17 protein-coding genes are annotated in these 21,937 nt (G+C 74.5%); 13 read left to right on the top strand and 4 right to left on the bottom strand.

Features of this window, described 5'->3' with window-relative positions; all coding sequences use genetic code 11:
- Positions 1–23 precede the first annotated feature (23 nt).
- Positions 24–1,664 carry an MFS transporter gene (locus CSPHI_RS07515; protein ID WP_084210304.1) on the top strand — a complete coding sequence of 547 codons (1,641 nt, stop codon included), beginning with the start codon at positions 24–26 and terminating at the stop codon, positions 1,662–1,664.
- Between the two features lie 82 nt (positions 1,665–1,746).
- Complete coding sequence (locus CSPHI_RS07510) at positions 1,747–5,406, top strand: hypothetical protein (protein WP_075692201.1); 3,660 nt, start codon at positions 1,747–1,749, stop codon at positions 5,404–5,406.
- Positions 5,407–5,480: 74 nt separating this feature from the next.
- Here the strand turns inward: CSPHI_RS07510 and treZ are convergent, their stop codons facing one another.
- Positions 5,481–7,307 (bottom strand): malto-oligosyltrehalose trehalohydrolase, encoded by a 1,827-nt coding sequence (treZ, locus tag CSPHI_RS07505; RefSeq protein ID WP_075692200.1) that lies wholly within the window; start codon positions 7,305–7,307, stop codon positions 5,481–5,483.
- Positions 7,308–7,353: 46 nt separating this feature from the next.
- On the opposite strand from treZ, the gene CSPHI_RS07500 reads away from it, so the two are divergent.
- The 5 genes from CSPHI_RS07500 to CSPHI_RS07480 all read left to right on the top strand — a co-directional run bounded on the left by CSPHI_RS07500 (position 7,354) and on the right by CSPHI_RS07480 (position 12,091).
- On the top strand, positions 7,354–8,007 hold the full coding sequence (locus CSPHI_RS07500) for an IMPACT family protein (RefSeq protein ID WP_075692199.1): 654 nt from the start codon (positions 7,354–7,356) through the stop codon (positions 8,005–8,007).
- 274 nt (positions 8,008–8,281) lie between these two features.
- Positions 8,282–9,331 (top strand): TRAP transporter substrate-binding protein, encoded by a 1,050-nt coding sequence (locus CSPHI_RS07495; protein WP_245803286.1) that lies wholly within the window; start codon positions 8,282–8,284, stop codon positions 9,329–9,331.
- Positions 9,328–9,939, top strand: coding sequence for a TRAP transporter small permease (locus tag CSPHI_RS07490; protein WP_075692197.1), 612 nt, complete (start codon positions 9,328–9,330; stop codon positions 9,937–9,939). The genes CSPHI_RS07495 and CSPHI_RS07490 overlap by 4 nt, the downstream gene beginning before the upstream one ends.
- Position 9,940: 1 nt before the next feature.
- Positions 9,941–11,224 carry a TRAP transporter large permease gene (locus tag CSPHI_RS07485; RefSeq protein ID WP_075692196.1) on the top strand — a complete coding sequence of 428 codons (1,284 nt, stop codon included), beginning with the start codon at positions 9,941–9,943 and terminating at the stop codon, positions 11,222–11,224.
- A gap of 45 nt (positions 11,225–11,269) precedes the next feature.
- Positions 11,270–12,091, top strand: coding sequence for a crotonase/enoyl-CoA hydratase family protein (locus CSPHI_RS07480; protein WP_075693881.1), 822 nt, complete (start codon positions 11,270–11,272; stop codon positions 12,089–12,091).
- A gap of 63 nt (positions 12,092–12,154) precedes the next feature.
- Here the strand turns inward: CSPHI_RS07480 and CSPHI_RS07475 are convergent, their stop codons facing one another.
- Complete coding sequence (locus tag CSPHI_RS07475) at positions 12,155–12,886, bottom strand: IclR family transcriptional regulator (RefSeq protein ID WP_075692195.1); 732 nt, start codon at positions 12,884–12,886, stop codon at positions 12,155–12,157.
- A 129-nt stretch (positions 12,887–13,015) separates the two neighbouring features.
- On the opposite strand from CSPHI_RS07475, the gene CSPHI_RS07470 reads away from it, so the two are divergent.
- Genes CSPHI_RS07470 through CSPHI_RS07445 form a run of 6 tightly spaced genes read left to right on the top strand, consistent with a single transcriptional unit; the run spans position 13,016 to position 18,291 of the window.
- Positions 13,016–14,143, top strand: a complete 1,128-nt coding sequence (locus CSPHI_RS07470) for an acyl-CoA dehydrogenase family protein (protein ID WP_075692194.1) — start codon at positions 13,016–13,018, stop codon at positions 14,141–14,143.
- Positions 14,143–15,189 carry an acyl-CoA dehydrogenase family protein gene (locus CSPHI_RS07465; protein ID WP_075692193.1) on the top strand — a complete coding sequence of 349 codons (1,047 nt, stop codon included), beginning with the start codon at positions 14,143–14,145 and terminating at the stop codon, positions 15,187–15,189. The genes CSPHI_RS07470 and CSPHI_RS07465 overlap by 1 nt, the downstream gene beginning before the upstream one ends.
- A gap of 6 nt (positions 15,190–15,195) precedes the next feature.
- Positions 15,196–16,434, top strand: a complete 1,239-nt coding sequence (locus CSPHI_RS07460) for an MFS transporter (protein WP_075692192.1) — start codon at positions 15,196–15,198, stop codon at positions 16,432–16,434.
- Positions 16,431–17,633, top strand: coding sequence for a CaiB/BaiF CoA transferase family protein (locus tag CSPHI_RS07455; RefSeq protein WP_075692191.1), 1,203 nt, complete (start codon positions 16,431–16,433; stop codon positions 17,631–17,633). The genes CSPHI_RS07460 and CSPHI_RS07455 overlap by 4 nt, the downstream gene beginning before the upstream one ends.
- A gap of 24 nt (positions 17,634–17,657) precedes the next feature.
- On the top strand, positions 17,658–17,897 hold the full coding sequence (locus CSPHI_RS07450) for a hypothetical protein (protein ID WP_075692190.1): 240 nt from the start codon (positions 17,658–17,660) through the stop codon (positions 17,895–17,897).
- 10 nt (positions 17,898–17,907) lie between these two features.
- Entirely contained in the window at positions 17,908–18,291 is a 384-nt protein-coding gene (locus tag CSPHI_RS07445; protein ID WP_075692189.1) for an RNA-binding S4 domain-containing protein, read from the top strand.
- Here CSPHI_RS07445 and CSPHI_RS07440 read toward each other — a convergent pair.
- A complete protein-coding gene (locus tag CSPHI_RS07440) occupies positions 18,288–19,385 on the bottom strand; it encodes a GTP pyrophosphokinase (RefSeq protein WP_075692188.1) in 1,098 nt (365 codons plus the stop codon). The genes CSPHI_RS07445 and CSPHI_RS07440 overlap by 4 nt on opposite strands.
- Positions 19,386–19,391: 6 nt before the next feature.
- A complete protein-coding gene (gene treY, locus CSPHI_RS07435) occupies positions 19,392–21,854 on the bottom strand; it encodes a malto-oligosyltrehalose synthase (protein WP_075692187.1) in 2,463 nt (820 codons plus the stop codon).
- Positions 21,855–21,937: the final 83 nt, after the last annotated feature.

Genomic DNA, 21,937 nt, shown 5'->3' with positions numbered 1-21,937 from the left:
CCGGCGGCGGTAGCGTGGCCGGGGTGAAGGACCTTGCCCACCCCTCGCCCCAGCCCGATCCCGTGCCGGAGCGCCGATCCGCCATCCCCGCCGAACCGGCGGCGCGGCCCGCGCCGCCGGCCTCGCCGGTGTCCGCGCGCCGCCGCTGGGCGGGCCTGGCGGTGCTCGCCCTGGCGATCATGGTGCTCGCCATCGACATGACGGTGCTGAACCTCACCCTGCCCGCCATCGCCCGGGATCTGCGGCCCTCCGGCACCCAGCTGCTGTGGATCGTCGACATCTACCCCTTCGCGATGGCCACCCTGCTCATCACCATGGGCACCCTCGGCGACCGGGTGGGCCGCCGGCGCACCCTGCTGGTCGGGGTGGTCGGCTTCGGCCTGGCCTCCCTGGCCGCGGCCCTGGCGCCCAGCGCCGGGGTGCTCATCGCCGCCCGCGCCGCCCAGGGCGTGGCCGGGGCGACCCTGATGCCCTCCACGCTGTCCATCATCAAGCACATGTTCACCGACCCGGCGGAGCTGTCCCGGGCGGTGTCGGCGTGGGTGTCCACCTACGCCCTGGGCGCCATCGTGGGCCCGCTGCTCGGCGGCTGGCTGCTGGAGCACCACGGCTGGGGCTCGGTGTTCCTGATCAACGTGCCGGTCGCCGCGGCCCTGGCCATCGTCGGGCATGTGGTGCTGCCGGAATCGCGTTCGGCGGCGCCGGGGCGCTTCGACCTGGCCGGCTCCGCGCTGTCCATGGTCGCCCTGTTCGGGGTGGTCGGCGCGATCAAGGCGGTCACCGCGGACCTCGCCCTGTGGGTGCCGGCCGCCCTGGCGGCGCTCGCCGCGGTCGCGGCCACCGCCCTGGTGGCGCACCTGAACAACGCCCCGCACCCCTTCATCGACGTGCGCCTGCTGCACAACCGGCCCTACGCCGGGGCGGTGCTGGTCAACGCCGCCTCCACCTTCATGCTGCTCGGCGTGATGCTCTACCTCTCCCAGTACCTGCAGACGGTCACCGGGCTCAGCCCCATCCGGGCCGGGCTGCTGCTCATGCCCGGCATGATCGCCTCCATGGCGGCGACCGTGGTCACCGGGGAGCTCACCCGGCGGGTGGACGCCCGCCGGCTGCTCACCGTGGCGGTCGCGGTCACCGGTTCCGGGGTGCTGATGCACCTGGTGGAGGCGCTGCGGGTGATCCCGGCGGTGAGCTCCGGGCCGGGGGCGATGTGGTGGTTCGGGGCCAGTTTCGTGCTCCTCGGCGCCGGCACCGGGATGATCGACCCGGTGACCAACATCATCATCCTGGGCGCGGCGCCCCCGGAGCACTCCGGCACCGCCTCCGCGCTGTCGGAGACCGGCTACGAGCTCGGCGGCGCCTTCGGCGCGGCGGTGCTCGGCTCGGTGCTGGTGGGCGTCTACGCCCGCCGGATGGGGGAGCTGGACCTGGGCTTCGCCGGCCCCGGGGCGGCGGCCGCCGCCGGGGACGTCAACACCGCCCACGAGGTGGCCGCGGCGCTGCCCGCGGCGGAGGGCGCCCGGCTGCTGGAGCTGGCCGACGCGGCCTTCGTCACCGGCATGGGCTGGACCGCCGCGGCGGGCATCCTGGCCTGCGCCGCGACGGTGGCGGTGGTGCGCGCCCTGGTGCCGCCGATGACCGTGGGGGAGGTCGCCGCGCGGTGACCGGGCGCGGATATGCTGAGGCGGTTGACCTGCCGGGGGAGGCCCCGGCGCGAGCCCCGAGCGAAGGAGCCCTCGAGCCATAATGCCCGCCGCCGGAGATTCCCCCGTCGATGCCGCCGGGGCGCTGCCCCTGGCCGCCTGGTTGGCCGCCACCGAGGCGGAGCTGCGGGAGCGGCTCCGGGTCCTCGACCCCGGATCCGGCGCCGCCGACCCCGCCGCCCCCGCCGGGGCGGAGGGGGCCGCCGCGGCGCCGCCGGCGCCGGAGCCGCTGCTGGCCTGGGCCGGGGTGCGCATGGACGAGGTGGAGCGGATCGACGCCTTCCTCGGCGCCCTGCTCACCCGGGTGCTCGCCGGGGTCGCCGGGGTGCCCGGCGACGCCGCCGAGGCGGCCCTGGCCAATCCCGCGGTGCTGGTGGCCTCCCTGGCCGGCCGGGCCACCCGGGTGGCGGCCACCGCGGACCTGTGGGCGGACTGGCCGGCCGGGCTCGGCCTGGACCCGGCGGACCCGGCGGTGGCCGGGCTGGTGGACGCGGTCGCCGCGGCGCTGCCCGGGCTGCTCGCCGGGCTCGGCCTGGCCGACGTCGCGGAACTGGACGGCGCCCGCGCCGCCCGCGGCGGCCGGGAGGACTCCGCCCGGCTGGCGATGCTGCACGCCGGGGTGCAGCGCTCGGTGATGCCGCTCATCATCGAGCGGATCGAGGCCGCGGCGGGGCTGGCCGAGGCCGATCCGGCGGGGCCGCGCAGCCCCGCCGACATCGTCGCCGCCCTGCACGGGGTGCGGGACCGGGTCGGCGACCTGGTCGCCGGCTTCGCCGCGGACGCCGACGGGGAGTCCCCGCGGCCGCTGCGGGTGCTCGCCTCCTCCGCCCCGGCGCGGGCCGCGGAACTGGTCTCCGCCACCCTGGGCTTTCTGCTGGCCACCGCCGCGGACCCGCTGAACTGGGAGTCCCGGGAGGACCTGGACGCCGCCGCGGTGGGCCTGCCCGAGCCGCTGGCCGAATCCGCCCGGGAGGAGCTGCGGGCCCGCCCGGCGGGCACCGCGCACCGCCGCCAGGCGGTCGGCATCTCGGCGACCACCGGCCGCCCGCAGCTGTTCTTCGACGAGTTCACCGCCACCGTGGGCGTGCAGCTGCCCACCCCCGCCAACCCCGGGCGGCGCTCCTGGCGGGTGACCTGCGGCGGCCAGGTCGCCGTCGCCGAGGCGGTGGCCCTGGCCGAGGGCGCCGCCCGGCCGGTGGTCGCCGTCGACGAGCCGGTGCGCGAGGTGCTGGTGGAGCTCGGCGAGGACCGGGCCTGGCGGCTGCCCGCGGTGGACACCGAGGATCCGGTGCTGATCTTCGGCGCGGACGGGCAGGCGGTCACCGGCAAGGTGTCCCTGCACTCCGAGTCCGTGCACGTCATCTACCCCGATGACGCCACCCTGGTGGACCCGGTCACCGGGGAGCCGGTGCCGCTGCTCACCGACCCCCGGCCGGCCCGGTGGCCGCTGTGGCAGGTGGCGGTGGCGGACCTGCGGGAGGTCACCGCGGTGCAGGTGCGCCGGCCCGGGGTGACCGGGGCGGTGCGCTCGGCTTCCCCGCGGCGCCGGCCGCGGCTGACCACCCCGCACGCCCGCCTGGACGGGGCGGTGACCGCGCACGGCACCCCGGTGCACGCCGGCGGTCCGGTGGCGGTGTTCCCGCCCACCCTCTCCGGCCGGGACGAGTCCTGGCGGGTGCAGCTGGCCGAATTCGGCGGCTACGGCGTCTTCGCCGAGGAGCTGACCATGGAGTACGAGCTGGAGGTGCCCGCCGCCGGCGGGGAGGTGGAGATCCTCACCGACGACGACTACCCCTGGGTCGGCGAATTCGTGGTGCGGTTGACCAACCCGCGGGGGATGGGCTTCCAGGCCCATTTCGCCGTGGCCGAGGGCGCGCAGCTGGACATCGCCCCGCGCGGCGGCGGCGACGGGTTCCGGATCCCCGCCGACGGGGGGCTCTCCCCGGCGGAGGTGCGGCTCAGCCCCGGGGACAAGCCCCTGGCGGCGGAGCCCGCGGTGCTGCGCCTCGGCGCGGCGGAGACCTCCGGGGAGATCACCGTGGCCACCGCCGAGGGCGCGGAGCTGGCCCTGCGGGTCACCCCCGGGGTGCTGTCCTTCCGGGTGCCGCTGCTCGACGAGGCCGCCGCGGTGCGCACCCGCACCCTGCGCACCCGGCCGGGCCGGGTGGACGCGGCCGGGGAGTTTGAGGTGCACGCCCCCGGGGAGCTGCGCCATGCGCATCTGTCGGTGCGCGGCCCGGAGGGGGAGGTGTGCCGGGTGCCGATGACCCGCCGCGGCGATGAGGCGGTGGGCCGGCTCGGCGGCTGGGCCGAGAAGGTCGCGGGCCTGGCGGAGGTCACCGTCTCCCTGGAGTGGACCCGCTCGGCCGGCCGGCGCCGGCTCTCGGTGCCCCTGGTGGAGGCCGCCGCCGCGGACCCGGTGGCCGAGGCCGGGCTCGCCGGCGGGGTGCTCACCGTGCGCCGGGCCGGCCAGGCCGCGGGCGCCGCGCTGAGCGTGCACGCCTGGTCGGCGGCCCGGCCCTGGCTGGCCCCGGCGGCGGTGGCGCTGCCCGAGGACGGTGCGGTGGCGCTGCCGGAGCCGATGCGCGGCGACTCCCCGGTGGTCGCCCAGGTGGTGTGGGGCACCCCGGAGGAGCGCGCCCCGCGCTGGCCCTCCCCGGAGGCCCGGGCGCTGGTCGACGCCGAGACGGCGGATGCCGCGGACGCCGATGCCGCGGACGCGGCGGCGGGGCCCGCCGACCAGGCGGATCTGGTGCGGCTGTGGTCGCTGCTCGCCGCCTGGCGCACCGGCCGGGCCGGGGCCCTGGCCACCGCCCCGGGCGCCCCCGGCGCGGACCGGGTCCGCGGCCTGCTCGCCGCGGACGCCCGCCGCGGGCTGGCGGCGCTGAACGCGGCGTCCATCCGGCTGGCCGACCAGCCGGGGCTGCTCATCTCCTCCGGGGTGGTGCTCGGCGACTTCACCCGCCGCGCCGAGACCCCGGGCCGGCGCCGGGTGCCCTGGCTGGGGGCCCTCGCCGCCCTCGCCGACGTCACCGCCGCCGAGGCCGCCGGGGACGCCGACGCCGCCGCGGCGCAGCGGGGCTTCCTGCGCGCCACCGCCGGCCCGGCCGCCCTGGAGGCCCTGGCCACCGGGCAGGACCCCACCGTGGAGGCGGCGAAGATCGACTCCACCTCGGTGCAGATCGCCGCGCTGCCGCCGGCCCAGGCCGAGGCGATCCTGGCGCAGGTCTTCGACCGGCACCGGATGGTGCCCGGCCCGCTCACCGACGATGACGCCCGGTTCACCGCCATCCACGAGGTGGTCACCCGCCGCGCCGAGATCCTCGACTCCGGGCTGATGGTGGAGCTGGCGAAATCCTCCCGGGCGCTGTTCCAGCAGATGTCCAAGGTCTCCCCGCGGCTGCGCAAGGCGGTCAACGTGCGCTTCCACAAGCTCGACGGGATCGACGCCGGGGACCCGGGGCTGCACTGGACCCTGGTGCCGGGCACCTCGCTGCTCATCGCGGTGGCCGCCCGGGCCCTGGCCCGGGACAATGCCCGCCGCACGGCCGCGGGCCTGGACCGGCTCGACGAGTCCCCGGTGCGCGAGCTGCTGCCGCAGTGGGCGCGGCTGGCGGATCTGGTGCCCACCCTGGTGATGGGCGACATCCTGATCGCCGATGCGATGGCCGCCCACGCGGTGGCCGCGCACGCCGCCGGCTGAGCCCGGCCGGGGCGGCGACGGCCCCGCCCGCCCGGGGATCCGGGCCGGCGGGGCCGTGCGCCGCGCGGGATGGCTCAGCCGAGCACGGCGTAGCCCCAGGCCGGCAGCCGCACCGAACCCTCGCCGGGTTCGGCGGCGGCGTCGGCGAAGGTGTGCAGCAGCCCCGCCGGCGCGCCGGCCGGCAGGTCGACGGTGACCGGCCCATCGGAGAAGTTCGCCGCCAGCAGCACCCGGTCCGCTTCGGCGAGATCCGGGTCGGTGGCCCGCTCCAGCAGCAGCCAGCGCCCGGCCGGGTCCACGGTGGTGGCCACCGAGGCCGCCCAGGGATCGGTGAGCGCGGGCCGGGCCCGGCGCAGCGCGAACAGCTCCCGGTAGGCGGCCAGCAGCCGGGCGTGCGGCTGCTCGGCCCGCTCCGCCCAGTCCAGCCGGGAGGCGGCGAAGGTCCCCGGGTCCGCCGGATCGGCGACCTCCTCGGGATCCCAGCCGGAGCGGGCGAACTCGCGCATCCGGCCCTCCCGGGTGAGTCGCTGCAGCAGCTCCGACTCATGCGAGCAGAAGAAGGCGAAGGGGGTGGACGCGCCCCACTCCTCGCCCTGGAAGAGCATCGGGGTGAAGGGGGCGCAGGCGACCACCGCGGCCTTCAGCGCCTGCCGGGCCGGGCTGAGGTTCATCGAGGGCCGGTCGCCGATCGCCCGGTTGCCGGTCTGGTCGTGGGTGGTGGTGTAGGTGACGAAGGCGGACAGCGGGGTGGTGGCCAGATCCAGGGGCCGGCCGTGCCGGCGGCCCCGGAAGGTGGAGAACCGGCCGGCGTGGTGGAAGGCCCGGCCGAGGGTCTCCGCGAGGACCTCCACGGTGCCGAAGTCGGCGTAGTAGGCGTGGTCCTCCCCGGAGACCAGGGTGTGCAGCGCATGGTGCACGTCATCGTCCCACTGGGCGGCCAGACCGTAGCCGCCGGCGGCGCGGGCCCGGGTGAGCCGCGGATCGTTCTGGTCGGATTCGGCGATGAGGCTGCGCGGCACCCCGGTCTGCGCGGAGATCCGCTCGGCGAGCACCTGCATCTGCTCCAGGATGTGGAAGGCGCCCTCGTCATGCAGGGCGTGCACCGCGTCCAGGCGCAGCCCGTCGACGTGGTAGTCCACGAACCACTGGCGCACCGCGTCGAGGATGTAGGCGCGCACCTCGTCGGAGTCGGGCCCGGTGAGGTTGACCACCTCGCCCCAGCCGGTGTTCCCGCCGGAGGTGTAGGGGCCGAAGAAGCCCACGTAGTTGCCGTCCGGGCCGAAGTGGTTGAACACCACGTCGAGCACCACCGCGATCCCGCGGGCGTGGCAGGCCTCCACCAGGCGCTTCAGCCCCTCCGGGCCGCCGTAGCCGGCGTGCACCGCATGCCAGCACACCCCGTCGTAGCCCCAGTTGCGGTCCCCGCCGAAGGGCTGCACCGGCATCAGCTCCAGATGGGTCACGCCCAGCTCCACCAGGTGGTCCAGGTGCTCGGCCACCCCGGCGAAGTCCCCGGATCCGCTGAAGGTGCCCACGTGCATCTCGTAGAGCAGCCCGCCGGGCAGGATCCGCCCGGTCCAGGCCCCGTCCGCCCAGTCGTGGGCGGCGTGGTCGACGACCTGGGAGAAGCCGTGCGGGCCGTCCGGCTGCGCCTGGGAGCGCGGGTCCGGCAGCGGGGCGGTCCACTCGCCGGGGTGGTCCGGGCCATCGCCCTCGGCGGCGCCGTGGCCGGCGATGGCGCGCAGCCGGAAGGCGTAGCGCGCCCCCGGGGTCATCTCCCGGCCGGAGTCGAACCAGCCGCCGCCGGCGGCGGCCATCGGCACCCGCTCCGGGGAGTCGGGATCGCCGAGCAGCAGCTCGACCTCGGCGGCGTACGGGGCCCAGACGCGGTAAGTGCACATACCGGCGATGGTAGGGGGTGCCCGGGCGATGGGGGATGATGGGGCCATGTCCGCTGATCTGCTGGTGCCCGCCCGCGGCACCCTGGCCGTCGGGGAGCTGGAGGTGCGCCGCTCCCGGTTCCTCACCTGGGTGGGCCGCGCCGACGACGGCGACGCCGCCCGGGAGCTCATCGACGCCGCCCGCGCCGAGTATCCCGACGCCCGGCACCACTGCAGCGCCTACCTGCACGAGGTCCCGGGCGCGAACCGGGTGGCGCGCTCCAGCGATGACGGGGAGCCCTCCGGCACCGCCGGCAGGCCGATGCTGGACGTGCTCGCCGGGTCCGGGATGACCGACATCGCCGCGGTGGTCACCCGCTACTTCGGCGGGGTGAAGCTGGGCACCGGGGGCCTGGTGCGCGCCTACTCCGATGCGGTGGCCGAGACGCTCGCCGAGGTGGAGGTGCACGTGCGCCGGGAGCGGCTGCTGCGCGCGGTGGAGGTCGGCGCCGCCGAGGCGGGCCGGGTGGAGGCGGAGCTGCGCTCCCGCGGCTTCGACATCGTGGACACCGACTGGGGCGCCCGGGTGCGCCACCTGGTGGCGGTGGACCCGGCGGATCTCGCCGGCCTCGACGGGGCGCTGGCCGCGCTCAGCCACGGGGAGCTGGTGACGACCGACGCCGGCCGGCGGATGGTGGAGACCCCGCTGCGCCGCCGCTGAGGGGCGCGCCACCTGGTGGTTTGAGGGGGGGCGGGGGTGGTTTCGGCATGCCCGGGGAAGGTTTTCCAGGAGAAAGCTTGACAGTTTTCCATCAGAATGTAAGATGCATCACACTACGGAATCGGGTAATCCGCTACGCATATGCGTAGCGCCTATGGCTGGAGGTGTGCTGTGCTGGAACCACGGAGCAGGGGCCCCGCAATGCGCGGGGCCATGGCCGAGGGGGGACGACATGGGCGGGGATAGGCGCGGGGGCGCATCGGCCCGGCGCGCGGTGGCCGCGGCACTCGCCGCCGCCGCACTCGGGCTGGCCGGATGCGCGGGCGGGGCCGGCGCCGGGGCCCGCGGGGAGCGGACGCTGGTGATGGGGGACAACTTCTCCTTGACCCATCCGATGGGCCGGGGCGGCACCGAGGGCTTCGTCGAGGGGCTCCGCGCCCGGGGCGGGGAGGTCGGCTTGGAGGTCGAGTACTACGCCTCCGGGCAGCTCGGCAAGCAGTGGGACATGCCCACCATGGCCCGCACCGGGGTCGCCGACATCGCGGTGGTCTCGCCCTCGTACGTCGCCTCGGAGATGCCGCTGTCCTCGGTCGGCGATCTGCCCGGGCTGGTCGCCGACTCCTGCCAGGCCGGCTATGCGCTACGTGAGCTGCTCGGTGAGGGTGGGGTGCTCTACGAGGAGGAGTTCCGGCCGTTGGGCCTGCACCCGCTGTGGGTCGGTGTGATCCCCGCCTACGAGGCGATGGCCGCGGATATCGAGATCGCGGTACCGGAGGATCTGCGCGGCAGCGTGCAGCGCTCCACCGGCGGCGCCCAGGACCGGATCGTCGAGGCCATCGGCGCGGCCGGGGTGGCGATGCCGATCGGCGACCTCTACGAGGCGCTGACCCGCGGCACCGTCGAGGGCACCGTGGCCAGCCCGGTGTCCATCACGCCCTACGGGCTGGAGGAGGTCATCTGGCATTCCACGAAGGGGGCCAACCTGGGGTCCTTCACCAGCGTCTACGTGATGAACGAGGACACCTGGCGCGGCCTGGACGAGGCCCAGCGCGAGCTCGTCGGCGAACTCGCCGATGAGGCCCAGCAGGGCGTGTGCGAGGAGCTCAACCGTTCCGTGGACGAGTCCTATGCGGCGATGGCCGCCGCCGGGGTCGAGTTCGTCGACGTCACCCCGGACCAGGCCAAGTGGGAGGCGCTGCTGGAGCCCACCCGCCGGGAGTGGGTGCGCGACCTGGAGTCCATCGGTCGTCCCGCCGGGCGCGTGCTCGAGGAGTTCACCCGGGCGCTGGACCGCAACGCGGACCGGGCGGGGGTGGCGTCATGACGAACCTCATCGTGCACCCCGGCCGCCACGGCATCGGGCGGCGCACCACCTTCGGCTTCATGACCGACGAGCTGCCCGGGCTGCACCGGGTGCAGAACGCGATCTCGGCGGTGTGCGCGGTGATCGCCGCGGTCGCCATCGCCGCCAGCGGCATCCTCACCCTGGTCGAGGTCGCGCTGCGCGCCATCTTCACCGCCCCGCTGGGCTGGAACATCGGCTTCGCGGAGCGGTACCTGATGGTCGCGATCGCCTTCTTCGGGGTGGTCACGGCCTACCGCAGCTCCTCGCATGTCGCGGTGGCCACCCTGTTCGGCAGATTCCCGCCACGGGGCCGCAAGCTTCTCATCCTGCTTTCCGAGATCACCGTCTTCGCCGTGTTCACGCTGCTGCTGGTCGCCGGCTGGCGTGCCACCGGCTTCGCCATCGCCATCGACGAGCGGATCCCGCCGGGGATGGCCGATCTCGCGTGGCCCAGCTGGACCTGGCGGGTGATGGTGCCGGTGGCCGCGGCGATGGGCATGGTCGTCTCCGGGATCGACGTCCTGCGGGAGCTGACCACGCCGTGGACCGGCCCGGCGACCGACTACGACCCGGGGGAGGGGAGCTGAGATGCTGCTGACCATCGTCATCGTCGTCCTGGCGGCACTCATCATGCTGCGGGTGCCGGTGTCCTTCGCCATCTTCGCCGCCGGGGTGCTCGGCCTGGCGATGATGGGCGGGCTGGACCTGGTGCTGCCGGTGATGCAGACCGCCCCGGCGACCGCGGTGCGCTCCACCGCGCTCACCGCCATCCCCCTGTTCATGCTGATGGCCCAGTTCATGCTGCTCTCCGGCTTGCTGGACTCCCTCTTCGACGCCGCCCGGGGCCTTGTCGGCCGGATCCCGGGCGGTACCGGAATCGCCTCCATCGGGGCGGGGACCGCGTTCGCCGCGGTCTCCGGATCCTCCACCGCCGCGGCGGCCACCCTGGCGCAGACCTCCACGGCCCGAATGATCCGGGAGGGCTACCGCCCGGATGTCGCCGGCGGCCTGGTCGCCTCGGTGGGCACCCTGGCGGCGATGATCCCGCCATCGATCATCCTGGTCTTCTACGCGATCACCGCCGAGGCCCCGGTCGGCGACGTACTCGTCGCCGGGTTCTTTCCCGGGGTGCTCATCGCCGCGGCGATGGCCGCGACGATGTACCTGGGCATGGTGCGGGATCGGGCCTCGGTGCCGATGGGCGCTCCCACCACCCTGGGCGAGAAGGCCCGGCACCTGGGACAGGCCTCGCCACTGCTCATCATCTTCGTCGCGGTGGTCGGCTCCATCTTCCTCGGCATCGCCACCCCCACGGAGGCCGCCGCCCTGGGCGCGGCCGCGGCGCTGGTGCTGGTCATCGCCCGACGCCGCTTCACCCTCACCGCGGTGGGGGTCTGCCTGGTGGAGACGGTGAAATCCACCGCGATGATCCTGGCCATCATCATGGCCGCGCATGTGCTCGGCCACTTCCTCACCGAGACCCGGGCCGCGCCCCGGTTGGTCGGCGCGATCGAGGCCTCGGCGCTGCCGGCGCTGCTGGTGATGGCCCTCATCGCGGCCTTCTACGTGGTGCTCGGCTTCTTCATGGACCAGATCGCGATCATCGCGCTGACCGTGCCGGTGGTGCTGCCGGTGGTGGAGGGCCTCGGCTACGACCCCGTGTGGTTCGGCATCTTCATGGTGCTGCTCGCCGAGGTCGGCATGGTCACACCGCCGATGGGCATCAACGTCTTCGTGGTCGCCAAATCCGCGCGGCTGGCCCCGATGACCGTCTTCCGCGGGGCCTTCCCCTACGTGGTGGCGATGCTGGCCATGGCCGCGGTGCTGCTGGCCTGGCCGCAGCTGGTGCTGTGGGTGCCGAATCTCATCTGAGCCCCGGCATGAGACATTGACAGGAAACGAAAGGAAACGATGGACATGACCGACGCCCGCGACACCGACGCCGCCCCGCTGCTCGTCGAGGCCGCCGACCACGTGGAGACCTGGACTCTGAACCTGCCGGATTCCCGCAACCCCATCTCCGAACCCGGGATCATCGACGCCCTGGTGGACAACGTCGCCCGGGTCAACCGGGACCACGGGGTGCGGGCGGTTGTCCTCACCGGGGCGGGGCCGGCCTTCTCCGCCGGCGGCAACGTCAAGGACATGGCCGAGCGCCGGGGGATGTTCGGCGGCTCCCCCTATGAGCTGCGCGAGGGCTACCGCAACGGCATCCAGCGGATCCCGCTGGCGTTGGCCGACTGCCAGGTTCCGCTCATCGCCGCGGTGAACGGGCCCGCGGTGGGCGCCGGCTGCGACCTGAGCCTCATGTGCGATCTCCGGGTGGCCTCCACCCGGGCCTGGTTCGCGGAGAGCTTCGTGGGCCTGGGCATCATCCCCGGCGACGGCGGCGCCTGGCTGCTCACCCGCACCATCGGCCGGGCCCGGGCCGCGGAGATGGCGCTCACCGGGGACCGGATCGATGCGGCCACCGCCCTGGAGTGGGGCCTGGTGAACCGGGTCGTGGAACCGGGGGAGCTGATGGAGGCGGCCCGGGAGCTGGCGGGGCGGGTGGCGAAGAACCCGCCGCATGCGGTGCGCATGGCGAAGACCCTCCTGCGCGAATCCCAGCATCAGTCGCTGCCGGCCCTGCTGGAGATGTCCGCGGCGATGCAGGCCCTGGCCCATCACGCCGAGGATCATCGGGAGGCGCTGGCCGCGTTCGCGGAGAAGCGCCGGGGCGAGTACCGCGGCCGCTAGCCCGCGCGCAACCGCCCCCGTCACCGGCTCCGGCCGGAGGCGGGGGCGGCGGTGTGCCGGGGCTCAGCCGGCGGCGGCCTCCCAGCCGCGGCGCCGGCGCAGCAGCACCTCCACGAGCTCCTCGCGCCGGGCGGCGATCTCCTCATGGGAGCCGATCACGCCGACCGCGGCGACGGTGCGGCCGTTTTGCCGCACCGCCACGGAGACCCCGTCCACGCCGCGCTCGGCCACCGCCGGGGAGGCGCACACCCCGGTGTCGGCGATGTCCCCGGCGGCGGCGAGGAAGGCCTCCACGTACCCCTCCTGCTCCTCGGGCCGGGTGCGCAGGTAGGACCACAGGTCGCGGCGCTCCATCCCGGCCAACAGCACCCAGCCGGAGGAGGTGCGCAGCAGCGATCGGGGCAGGAAGTTCTCCGTCAGGTAGCGGTAGGACATCCCGTCCGCGGCGTGGTGCAGGTAGAACACCCGCTCATCGACGGCGATGGCCAGCACCGTGACCAGCCCCGTCTCCGCGAAGATGGCGTCGATCTCGGATTGGTTGACCACCTCGATGGGGCGCCGGCCGGCCATCGCGTTGATCAGGTAGGGGGCCATGCCGAGGGTGTAGCGCTTGTCCCGCTCATCGAGGTAGCCGGTCGCGGTGAGCCCGTTGACCAGGCCCTGGGTGGTGCTCAGCGGATAGTCCAGGCCCTGGGCGATATCGGTGAGGGTGAGCCCCTCCGAGCGCGCCACCAGCTCCAGGATCGCGGCCACCCGGTCCACCGTGCGGTGCCGGGGTCGCATGGGCTCAGTCATGCGGCCAGGGTAGCAACCCGGCGAACATCCCAGGTCATGGACCATGCACCGAAATAACGTAGCATGCTACGCAAATCAGTAGTTTTGGTGTAGAGTGTGAGCACGGTCACTACGACGTGAGGAGTCCATATGACGACCGAGGCCCCCGAGCTGCGCAGGCTGCGGCTCGACGTCCGCCGCTTCCTGGCGGAGAAGATCAAGGAAGGGCGGTTCACCCCCAGCATCGACACCTGGCTCACCCGGTGGGACGAGGACTTCACCCGCGAACTCGCCGCACACGGTTGGGTGGGCATGACCATCCCCGTGGAATACGGCGGGCACGGGCGCAGCTTCGTGGAGCGCTTCGTGGTCACCGAGGAGCTGCTCGCCGTCGGTGCCCCGGTGGCCGCGCAGTGGGTCGCCGACCGCCAGATCGCCCCCTCGCTGCTCGCCCACGGCACCGAGGCGCAGAAGCGCGAGTACCTGCCCCGGATCGCGGCCGGCGAATGCTGCTTCGCGATCGGGATGAGCGAACCGGACTCCGGCTCCGACCTGGCGAGCGTGCGCACCCGCGCCGAGCGGGTCGAGGGCGGCTGGCGGGTCACCGGCACCAAGGTGTGGACCTCCGGGGCACAGCATTCCGAGGCCTTCTTCTGCCTCGCCCGCACCGCCCCGGTCGATCCTGCGGATCGGCACGCCGGGCTCAGCCAGTTCCTGCTCGACCTGCGCACCGAGGGCGTGACCATCCGGCCCATCGAGTCCATGTCCGGGTCCCGGCACTTCTCCGAGGTGATCCTCGACGGGGTGTTCGTCGCCGATGACATGGTGTTCGGCGATATCGGCGCCGGCTGGCGCCAGGTGAACTCCGAGCTGGCCTTCGAACGCTCCGGCCCGGAGCGCTTCCTGTCCTCCTTCCGGCTCTTCGCCGAGGCGCTCGCCCCCATCGGCGGGGGCGGGCCCGTCCTCGACGAGGCCGCCGGGGGACGGGCCCTGGCCCGGCTCGCCGGACTGCACGGGCTCTCCCGCACCGTGGCGGACACCCTGCAGGCCGGCGGGGAGGCCGATGTGCCCGCCGCCCTGGTGAAGGTGCTCGGCACCGCCACCGAGGGCGATCTCGTCGACCTCGTCGACGCCGCCGTCGGCGATGAGGCCGACCATGACCCGGCCCTGCGTGAGCTGCTGCGCGCCGGGGTCGTCCAGCGCCCGGGCTTCACCCTCCGCGGCGGTACCAACGAGATCCTGCGCGGCGTCATCGCGCGGGGATTGGAGCTTCGCTGATGAGCATCATCGACACCATCGTGGACAAGGACCTGCGCGACCTCATCGACGGCGTGCTGGACCGCGCCGCCGCCGAGCCCGAGGATTATGCCGGGCTGTGGGCCACGCTGCGGGAGCTGGGCCTGGCCCGGCTCACCGGGCCGGCCGCGGCCGGCGGCTCCGAGGCCGGTTGGGCCGAGGCCGCGGCACTGGCCGGGGCCGCCGCCGCCCGCGGCGTGCCCGCCCCCTACGTGGAGGCCGACCTGCTCGCCGGTTGGCTGGCCGACCGGGCGGGTTTGGGATCCGATGACCGGATCCGCACCCTGGCCCGGATCGACGACACCGGTGCCGCCGCCCCGGTGGCCTGGGGCGACCGAGCCGAGGCGCTGGTGCTGCTCGGCCGCCGCGACGGCGTCTGGCGGGTCGCCGAGATCGCCCCCGGTGCCGCCGAGTGCACCGGGTACCCGGCCCTGGGCCGCGAACCCCGGTGCGCGCTCACCGTGGATCCGGCCCTGCTGGACGCCGGCGCGAAGATCGGCGAGGACGACGTGGCCGAACTGCAGCTGCGCGGGGCGCTGGCCCGCTGCCTGCAGACCGTCGCCGCCCTGGAGACCGCCAACGCCCTGGCCCGGGAGTACGTGGTCACCCGCACCCAGTTCGGCCGGCCGCTGGCGAAGTTCCAGTCGGTGCAGAACCTCATCGTCGACGCCGTCGCCGAGGCCGCCCTGGCGCGTTCCGCGGCGGATCTGGCGTTGGCCGAGGCGATCGAGACCGACCTGCGCGGACCGGGCTCGGCCTACCGGGTGGCGGTGGCGAAATCCGTGGTCGGCCGGGCCGCCTCCACGGTGGTGCGCAACACCCACCAGGCGCTCGGCGCGATCGGCACCACCGGGGAGCACAGCCTGCACCGGTACACCAATGCCGCGATGACCTGGCGCGCCGAGTTCGGCTCGATCCGCGCCTGGGAGGTCGCCCTCGGCGCGGCAGCCCGCGGCACCGACCCGGAGACGGTGTGGGACCTGGTCGTGCACGATGGGCCGGTCGGGGTCCCGCCGCCGGGGAAGTAGCCGCCAATGGCGGGACCGGTGGCGCCACTGCGCCTGATGTTCGCCTCCGGGGTGCTGGTGCACGGAGCGTATGACGCGATCCGGGTGCTCGTCTCCTACCGGGTGATCAACCTCGGCGGGGATGGGGCCGCGGTCGGCCTGGTGGCCGCCTCCTTCGCCCTGGTTCCGCTGCTGGTCGCGCTGCGGATCGGCCATCGGGTGGATACCCGGGGCAGCTGGGCGGTGATGCTCGCCGGCGGGGTGCTCAGCCTGCTGGCCTGCCTGCTCATCCTGCTCGGGCCGACCCTGGCGGTGCTCGCCGCGGGCAACGCCCTGCTTGGACTGGGCCAGGTGATGACCTTCCTCGCCGGGCAGGGCGTGGTGGTGGAGCAGTCCGAACCGCACCGTTTCGTCAACGGCTTCGCGCTGTTCTCGCTGTCCGTGGCCGCCGGCCAGTCCCTGGGCACTCCGGTCGCGGGGCTGCTGGTGGAGTGGCAGAACCGCGCCACCGGCGGGGTCGTCCCCGGCGGGGAGGTCGCCGTGGGCTGGGCGCTGCTCACCATGAGCGCGGCGATTGCCCTGGCCCTCCCGTTGATGGCGGCGTTGCCCCGGGTGCCCGGCGCGACCGCCGGGGCGGCGCCGGGGGCCGCCGCGCGCGCCGGCCGGCCGGTGGCGATCCTGGGCATCCGGGGCATGCCCGCGGCGATCTACGCCAGCCTGGTGGTGCTCACCGGGATCGACCTCATCACCGCCTATCTGCCGGTGGTCGGACAGGCCCATGGCATCGCCCCGCTGACGGTGACCCTGCTGGTGGCGCTGCGCTCGGTGTTCTCCATGGTCTCCCGGGGGGCGATGCCGCTGCTGCTGCGCATCGCCGACGGGCCCCGGCTGCTCACCTGGGCGATGGCCGGCTCCGCCCCGGCGATCCTCGGCGTCGCGCTCACCGGCCGGGTGCCTGCGCTGGCCCTGCTGCTCGCGGTGGTCGGCTTCTGCTGGGGGATGAGCCAGCCGCTGTCCATGAACTGGGTGGCGCTGCTGGTCGATCCCGGGGTCCGGGCGGTGGCGCTGTCGCTGCGGCTCACCGGCAACCGGCTCGCCCAGGCGGTGGTGCCGGCCGCGGCCGGCGCGCTCACCGGCCCCTTCGGCCCCGGGGCGGTCTTCATCGTCTCCGGGGCGCTCACCGCGGTGGCCGCGTTGACCACCGCCACGTACTACACCGCCCCCCGCCAGGCGCCGGGGGCGCAACAGGAAAGGAAACGACCATGACCATGTCCCTGGAGGGGATCCGCGTCATCGACGCCTCCCGTGTGCTCGCCGGGCCCATGTGCGGTCAGATGCTCGCCGACCACGGGGCGGAGGTGATCAAGGTGGAGCCGCCCCGCGGCGACGAGACCCGGTACTGGGGGCCGCCGTTCTTCCGGGAGGACCACAGCGCCTACTTCACCGGGCTGAACCGCAACAAGGCGAATGTCAGCCTGGATCTGCGCACCCCGGGCGGGCAGGCGGTGCTGCGCCGGATGCTCGCCGGCGCCGATGTGCTGCTCGAGAACTTCAAGGCCGGAACGCTCGCCGCCTGGGGCCTTGACGACACGACCATCGCGGACGAGTTCCCGCATCTCGTGCACTGCCGGATCACCGGCTACGGCACCGACGGCCCGCTCGGCGGCGCGCCCGGCTATGACGCGGTGATCCAGGCGAACTCCGGGCTGATGAGCATCAACGGGGAGGCCGAGGGGCCCGAGATGCGCATCGGGATCCCCCTGGTGGACATCGTGACCAGCCTCAACGCGATGGCCGGGGTGCTGATGGCGCTGCGTGCCCGGGACACCACCGGCCGTGGCCAGCTGCTGGACATGGCGCTGCTGGATTCGGCGCTGGCCATCCTGCACCCGCACGCCTACACCTACCTCGCCTCCGGGGCGGATCCGGTGCGCACCGGGGTGGCCCATCCCACGATCGCCCCCTACGAGACCTTCGCCGCCGCGGACGGGCCACTTTTCCTGGCCGTGGGCAACGACGGTCAGTACCGGCGCGCCCTGGAGGTGCTCGGCGCCGAAGGGGAGGCCGCCGGGGAGCGGTTCGCCACCAACCCGGACCGGGTGCGCAACCGGGCGCAGCTGCGCGAGGTGCTCGGCCCGCTCATCGCCCGCCGGGGCCGCGAGGAGCTCGCCGAGGCGATGCTCGCCGCCGGTGTACCCGCCGGGGCGGTGAACAGGGTCAGCGAGGCGCTGGCCCATCCCCAGGTCCGGCACCGCGGCATGGTGGTGGAGGAGGACGGGTACCGCGGAATCGGCATCCCGATCAAGCTCACCGGCACCCCGGGGCGGGTGCGCTTCGGGCCCCGGGATCGCGGCGCGGACAACCGTGCGGTGCTCGCCGGACTCGGCCTGGACGAGGCGGAGATCGCCGAACTGGAGCGCACCGGGGTGCTCGGCGCGACCACGGCGGGCACCGTCGGGGATTGACTCCGCCCCGCTATGATCCGGGGCATGAGCAGCAGCCTTCAGCCCCGTCCGACCAACCCGATCGCGCAGCGCAAGCAGGCGGTGCGCAAGCACGCCCGGGCCGCGGTGACGTGGACCGGCGGCGGGGTGGCCTCCGGGGTGGTGCTGGGCCTGCTCGCCGGATCCTGGACGCTGCTGGTGCTGTGCGTGGTCGTCGGGGTGGCCATGGGCGGGGTGAACTGGGCGAAGGTGCGCCGGATCGTCAACCACCGGGACCAGGCGTAGGGGTGCGCCCATGGCGGAGCAGGACTCGGCCCCGGTCCGGGTGGACGCCTGGCTGTGGGCGGTGCGGCTGCTGAAGACCCGGTCGAAGGCGGCGGCGGCCTGCCGCGGCGGGCATGTGAAGGTCAACGGCGCGACCGCGAAGCCGGCGCAGCTCATCGCCCCCGGCGATGAGGTGCGGCTGTGGGCGAACCACCGGGAGCATATCGTCGAGGTGCGCCACACTATCGCCAAGCGGGTCGGCGCCCCGGTGGCGCGCACCTGCTACCTCGACCGCAGCCCGGCGCCGCCGCCGCGGGAGGTGCTCGCCGCGGTGCCGGTGCGCGACCGCGGCGCGGGCCGGCCGACGAAGAAGGAGCGCCGGGAGCTGGACCGGCTGCGCGGCCGCCGCGGCTAGTCCCCGGCGGCGGGCGGGGCGACCCCGGCCTTGCGCAGCTGCGCCAGCCGGCCCTTGAGCCGGTCCGGGCGGACCTTGGGGTGCGCCCCGGTGCGCCCGGTGCGGTCCACGTGCTCCTGGCCGTGCATGGAGAGCAGCAGATCGTCGACGATCCGGATGTGCCCGGGCTGGAAGCGGTACTTCAGGGCCCGCTCCACCGCGGCGACCCGCTCGCCGTCCACCAGCTCGCGCAGGCCGCCCACGGTGGTCACCCCGTTGGCCTCGAGCAGCTCCTCCAGCCAGGGGTACTGCTCCGACTTGGACCGGGGCGTGCCCGGCAGCAGCAGGGTGAGCAGCCCCGGCAGGGTGTCCGCGCCCAGGCGCACCTCATCGGCGCCGGAGGCCCCGGCGTCCCCGGCGCCCTCGCCGGCCCCGGCCGCGCCGGCGCCCGGGTCCGCGGCCTCGGCGAGATCGGCGTCCTCGGCGTCGTCGAGGATCGCCGCGATCTGGTCGAACTGCTGGTCGGCGAGCTCGATGAGCCCGGCGGCCAGGGAGAACGCCCGGTCGATCCGGGGGTCCACCGGACCCTCCGGGGACTTGTAGCGGATATCGTGCTCGAACTCGGCCCAGGCGTGCTGCAGCACGGTGCGCACCTGGATCTCGAAATGCTGGCCCCGGTAGCCGGCCAGGCCCTCCGGGGCGCCCTCGCCGACCCGGCACACCAGATGGTGCGAGCCGTAGCCGAGCTGGCCGGCGACCCGGGTCTCCGCGGTCTTGTCGGTGGTGCGCAGCACGTCCAGGCTGTCGCCGAGCACCGCCAGCACATCCGGGATCTCGTGGGAGTGGTAGGTGGTGATCCGCACGCCCACCAGGTCGTGGATGTCCGCCCAGGGATCGGGGTAGCGCCAGGCCCCGTCGGCGGTGCGCAGCCGCGCCTTGGCGCGCAGCGAACGCCAGGTCTTCACCCGGGCGGTCACCGCGTCGAAGGCGATGCCGGCGTCGGAGAGCAGTTCGGCGATCGCCTCGGAGAAGTCGTCCGCGGCGTCGGGGTGCGCCGCCAGCCACCGGCCGTAGCGGTCGTGCAGCCCGGACAGGCGGGTGGGTGCCTTGGCCACCGGGGGCTAGCCCTCCTTCTCGTCGGCGACGAGCAGGGCGAAGGGGTAGGTGTCGAACACCGAGGCCACGGTGACCGTGCCGGACCAGGAGCGGCCGGTGAAGCGGTCCGTCCACAGCCCCTCGGGCAGGGTCACCGTGGTGTCGCCCCAGCCGCCCTCGGCCTGCAGCCCGATCGGGCGGCGGGTGACCAGGGTGATGATGTCCTGCTCCCCGTCGACGGGCCCGCGGGCGGAGCCGACGAGGTAGCGCTCCCCGGTGCCCTCGGCGAACACCGGCTGGTAGGTGCCGCCCACGAAGGAGCCCGGGCGCTCCCGGCGCAGCCGCAGCCCCTCGTGCACCACCATCAGCTTCACCCGGTCCGCGGCGTCCTGGTCGAAGCCCTCCGGCGGCTCCGCCGGGGTCTCCGGGGCGGCCACCGGGCTCGGCGCCGCGCCGTGGGCCAGCTCGGCCAGCGCCGCGGCGCGGGCGGCGTAGTCGATGAAGCGGCGGTTGTCCGGGTCCACCAGGGAGTCCTCCACGAACTCGGTGCCCTGGTAGGTGTCCGGGATGCCGGGGCCGGTGAGCTGCAGCAGCTTCCGCGACCAGCCGGTGACCCAGCCGGCCGGGGCGATCCGGGCGACGAAGGCGGTGATGTCGTCGTGCAGGGGCCCGTCGAGCAGGGCGTCGATCCAGTGCCGCACCGCCATCTCGAAGTCCTCGTCGGGCTCGAACCAGTTGGTGCGCATCGCCGCCTCGCGCATCGCCTTCTCCGCGTAGGCGTGCAGCCGGGCGCGCAGCTCATCGGTGACCACCCCGTCGACCGGCCAGACCCCGATGATGTTCTGCAGCAGGAAGTAGCCGGTGGCCCCGTCCGGGGCGGGGGTGATGGAGGTCCAGGAGCGCACCGCCTCCGCCCAGTCGCCGCTGACGTCGGACAGGCCGAGGATCCGGGCGCGGACGTCCTCCCCGCGCTTGGTGTCGTGGGTGGACAGGGTGGTCATCGACTTCGGCCACAGCCGGGCGCGCTCGGACTGCAGCAGGTGGAACTCCGCCGAGGACATGCCGTAGCGGCCCGGGTCCCCGCCGACCTCCTGGGAGCTGACCAGCCGGCAGGCCCGGTAGAAGGTGGTGTCCTCCACGCCCTTGGCCATCACCGCGCCGCAGACCTGGGCGAAGCGGGTGGCGGCCTCCCCGTCGGCGACCAGGCCCGCCGAGATCAGGTCCAGGGCGAACACCCGGGAGGGGAAGCGGGCCACCATCTCCGCGATCACGGTGGAGGTGGTGCGCGACAGCGACTCGTAGTCGGCGCGGTAGACCGGCATCGCGGCGACCAGCTCGCAGATGGTGTCGATGAGCTCGTCCTCGCCGACGTTGCCGCCGCCGGTGGACCAGTTGTCCCGGCGCAGCGCCCGGGCCAGCCGGCGCACCTCGGCGGCGAGTTCGCCGCGGGCGATCTCGTACTTCAGCCGCTGCTCGGTGGCGGCCACCGCCGCCCGGTCCCAGGGGGAGCCGGACTGCTGCAGCGCCAGGATGGACATCCGGTCCCGGGAGTCCCGGTTGTAGAAGACGTTGTCGAATTCGCGCAGCGCGTCGTAGCCGGTGGTGCCGTCGACGTCCAGGCGCGGGTCCAGGGGCTCGGCGGCGCCGAGGATCTTCTCGATCACCAGCCACTTGTCCTCGCCGAGCAGCCGGCGCAGCTCGCGGAGGTACTCGAAGGGGTCGGACAGGCCGTCCGGGTGGTCGATGCGCACCCCGTCGATGACGTCCGCGGCGAGCAGCTCGCGCACCACCCGGTGGGTGTGCTCGAAGACCACCGGATGCTCCTGCCGGATCCCGGCCAGGCCGTTGACGGAGAAGAAGCGGCGGTACCCGATGATCCCGTCGCGCCAGTACATCAGCCGGTAGCTCTGCCGGTCGTGCACCTCCTGCGGGGTGCCGGCGTCGGTGCCCGGGGCGATGGGGAAGGCGTGGTCGTAGTAGCGCAGCAGCGGCTCCTCCCCGGAGCGGTCCACCTCCAGCTTGTCCAGGTCGTCCTCGGCGCCGAGCACCGGCAGGCCCATCTTCCCGCCGGCGCCGTTGTCGGCGTGCCAGTCGATGTCGAAGTAGGGCTCGAACTGGGAGTCCCGGCCGTGGGTGAGCACATCCCACCACCACTCGTTGAGCCGCGGCTCGGCCACGCCCAGGTGGTTGGGCACCAGGTCGATGATGAGGCCCAGGCCCGCGGCGTGCGCGGCGTCGGCCAGGGACTGCAGCCCGGCCATGCCGCCGAGCTCCGGGTTGACCGTGGTCGGGTCGATCACGTCGTAGCCGTGGTTGGACTCCGGCACCGCGGTGAGGATGGGGGAGAGGTAGAGGTGGGAGACCCCCAGATCCGCGAGGTAGGGCACCTGGGCCTCGGCGTCGGCGAAGGTGAACGCCCGGCCGGCGGCGTCGGCCCGGGGCCCGCGCAGCTGCAGCCGGTAGGTGGATGTGATGGGTCGACGGTCCATTGCCTCGGTCAACTGCCTTTCCTCGGGTGAAGCGGGTGGCCCCCCACTGTATCCGCCGCGCGCGGGCGGGCGGTCGCCCCCGG

It is taken from the genome of Corynebacterium sphenisci DSM 44792 (assembly GCF_001941505.1).
Taxonomy (GTDB): domain Bacteria; phylum Actinomycetota; class Actinomycetes; order Mycobacteriales; family Mycobacteriaceae; genus Corynebacterium; species Corynebacterium sphenisci.
The sequence above is the reverse complement of the archived record's forward strand: the minus strand, read 5'-3'. Positions and strand labels throughout refer to the sequence as shown.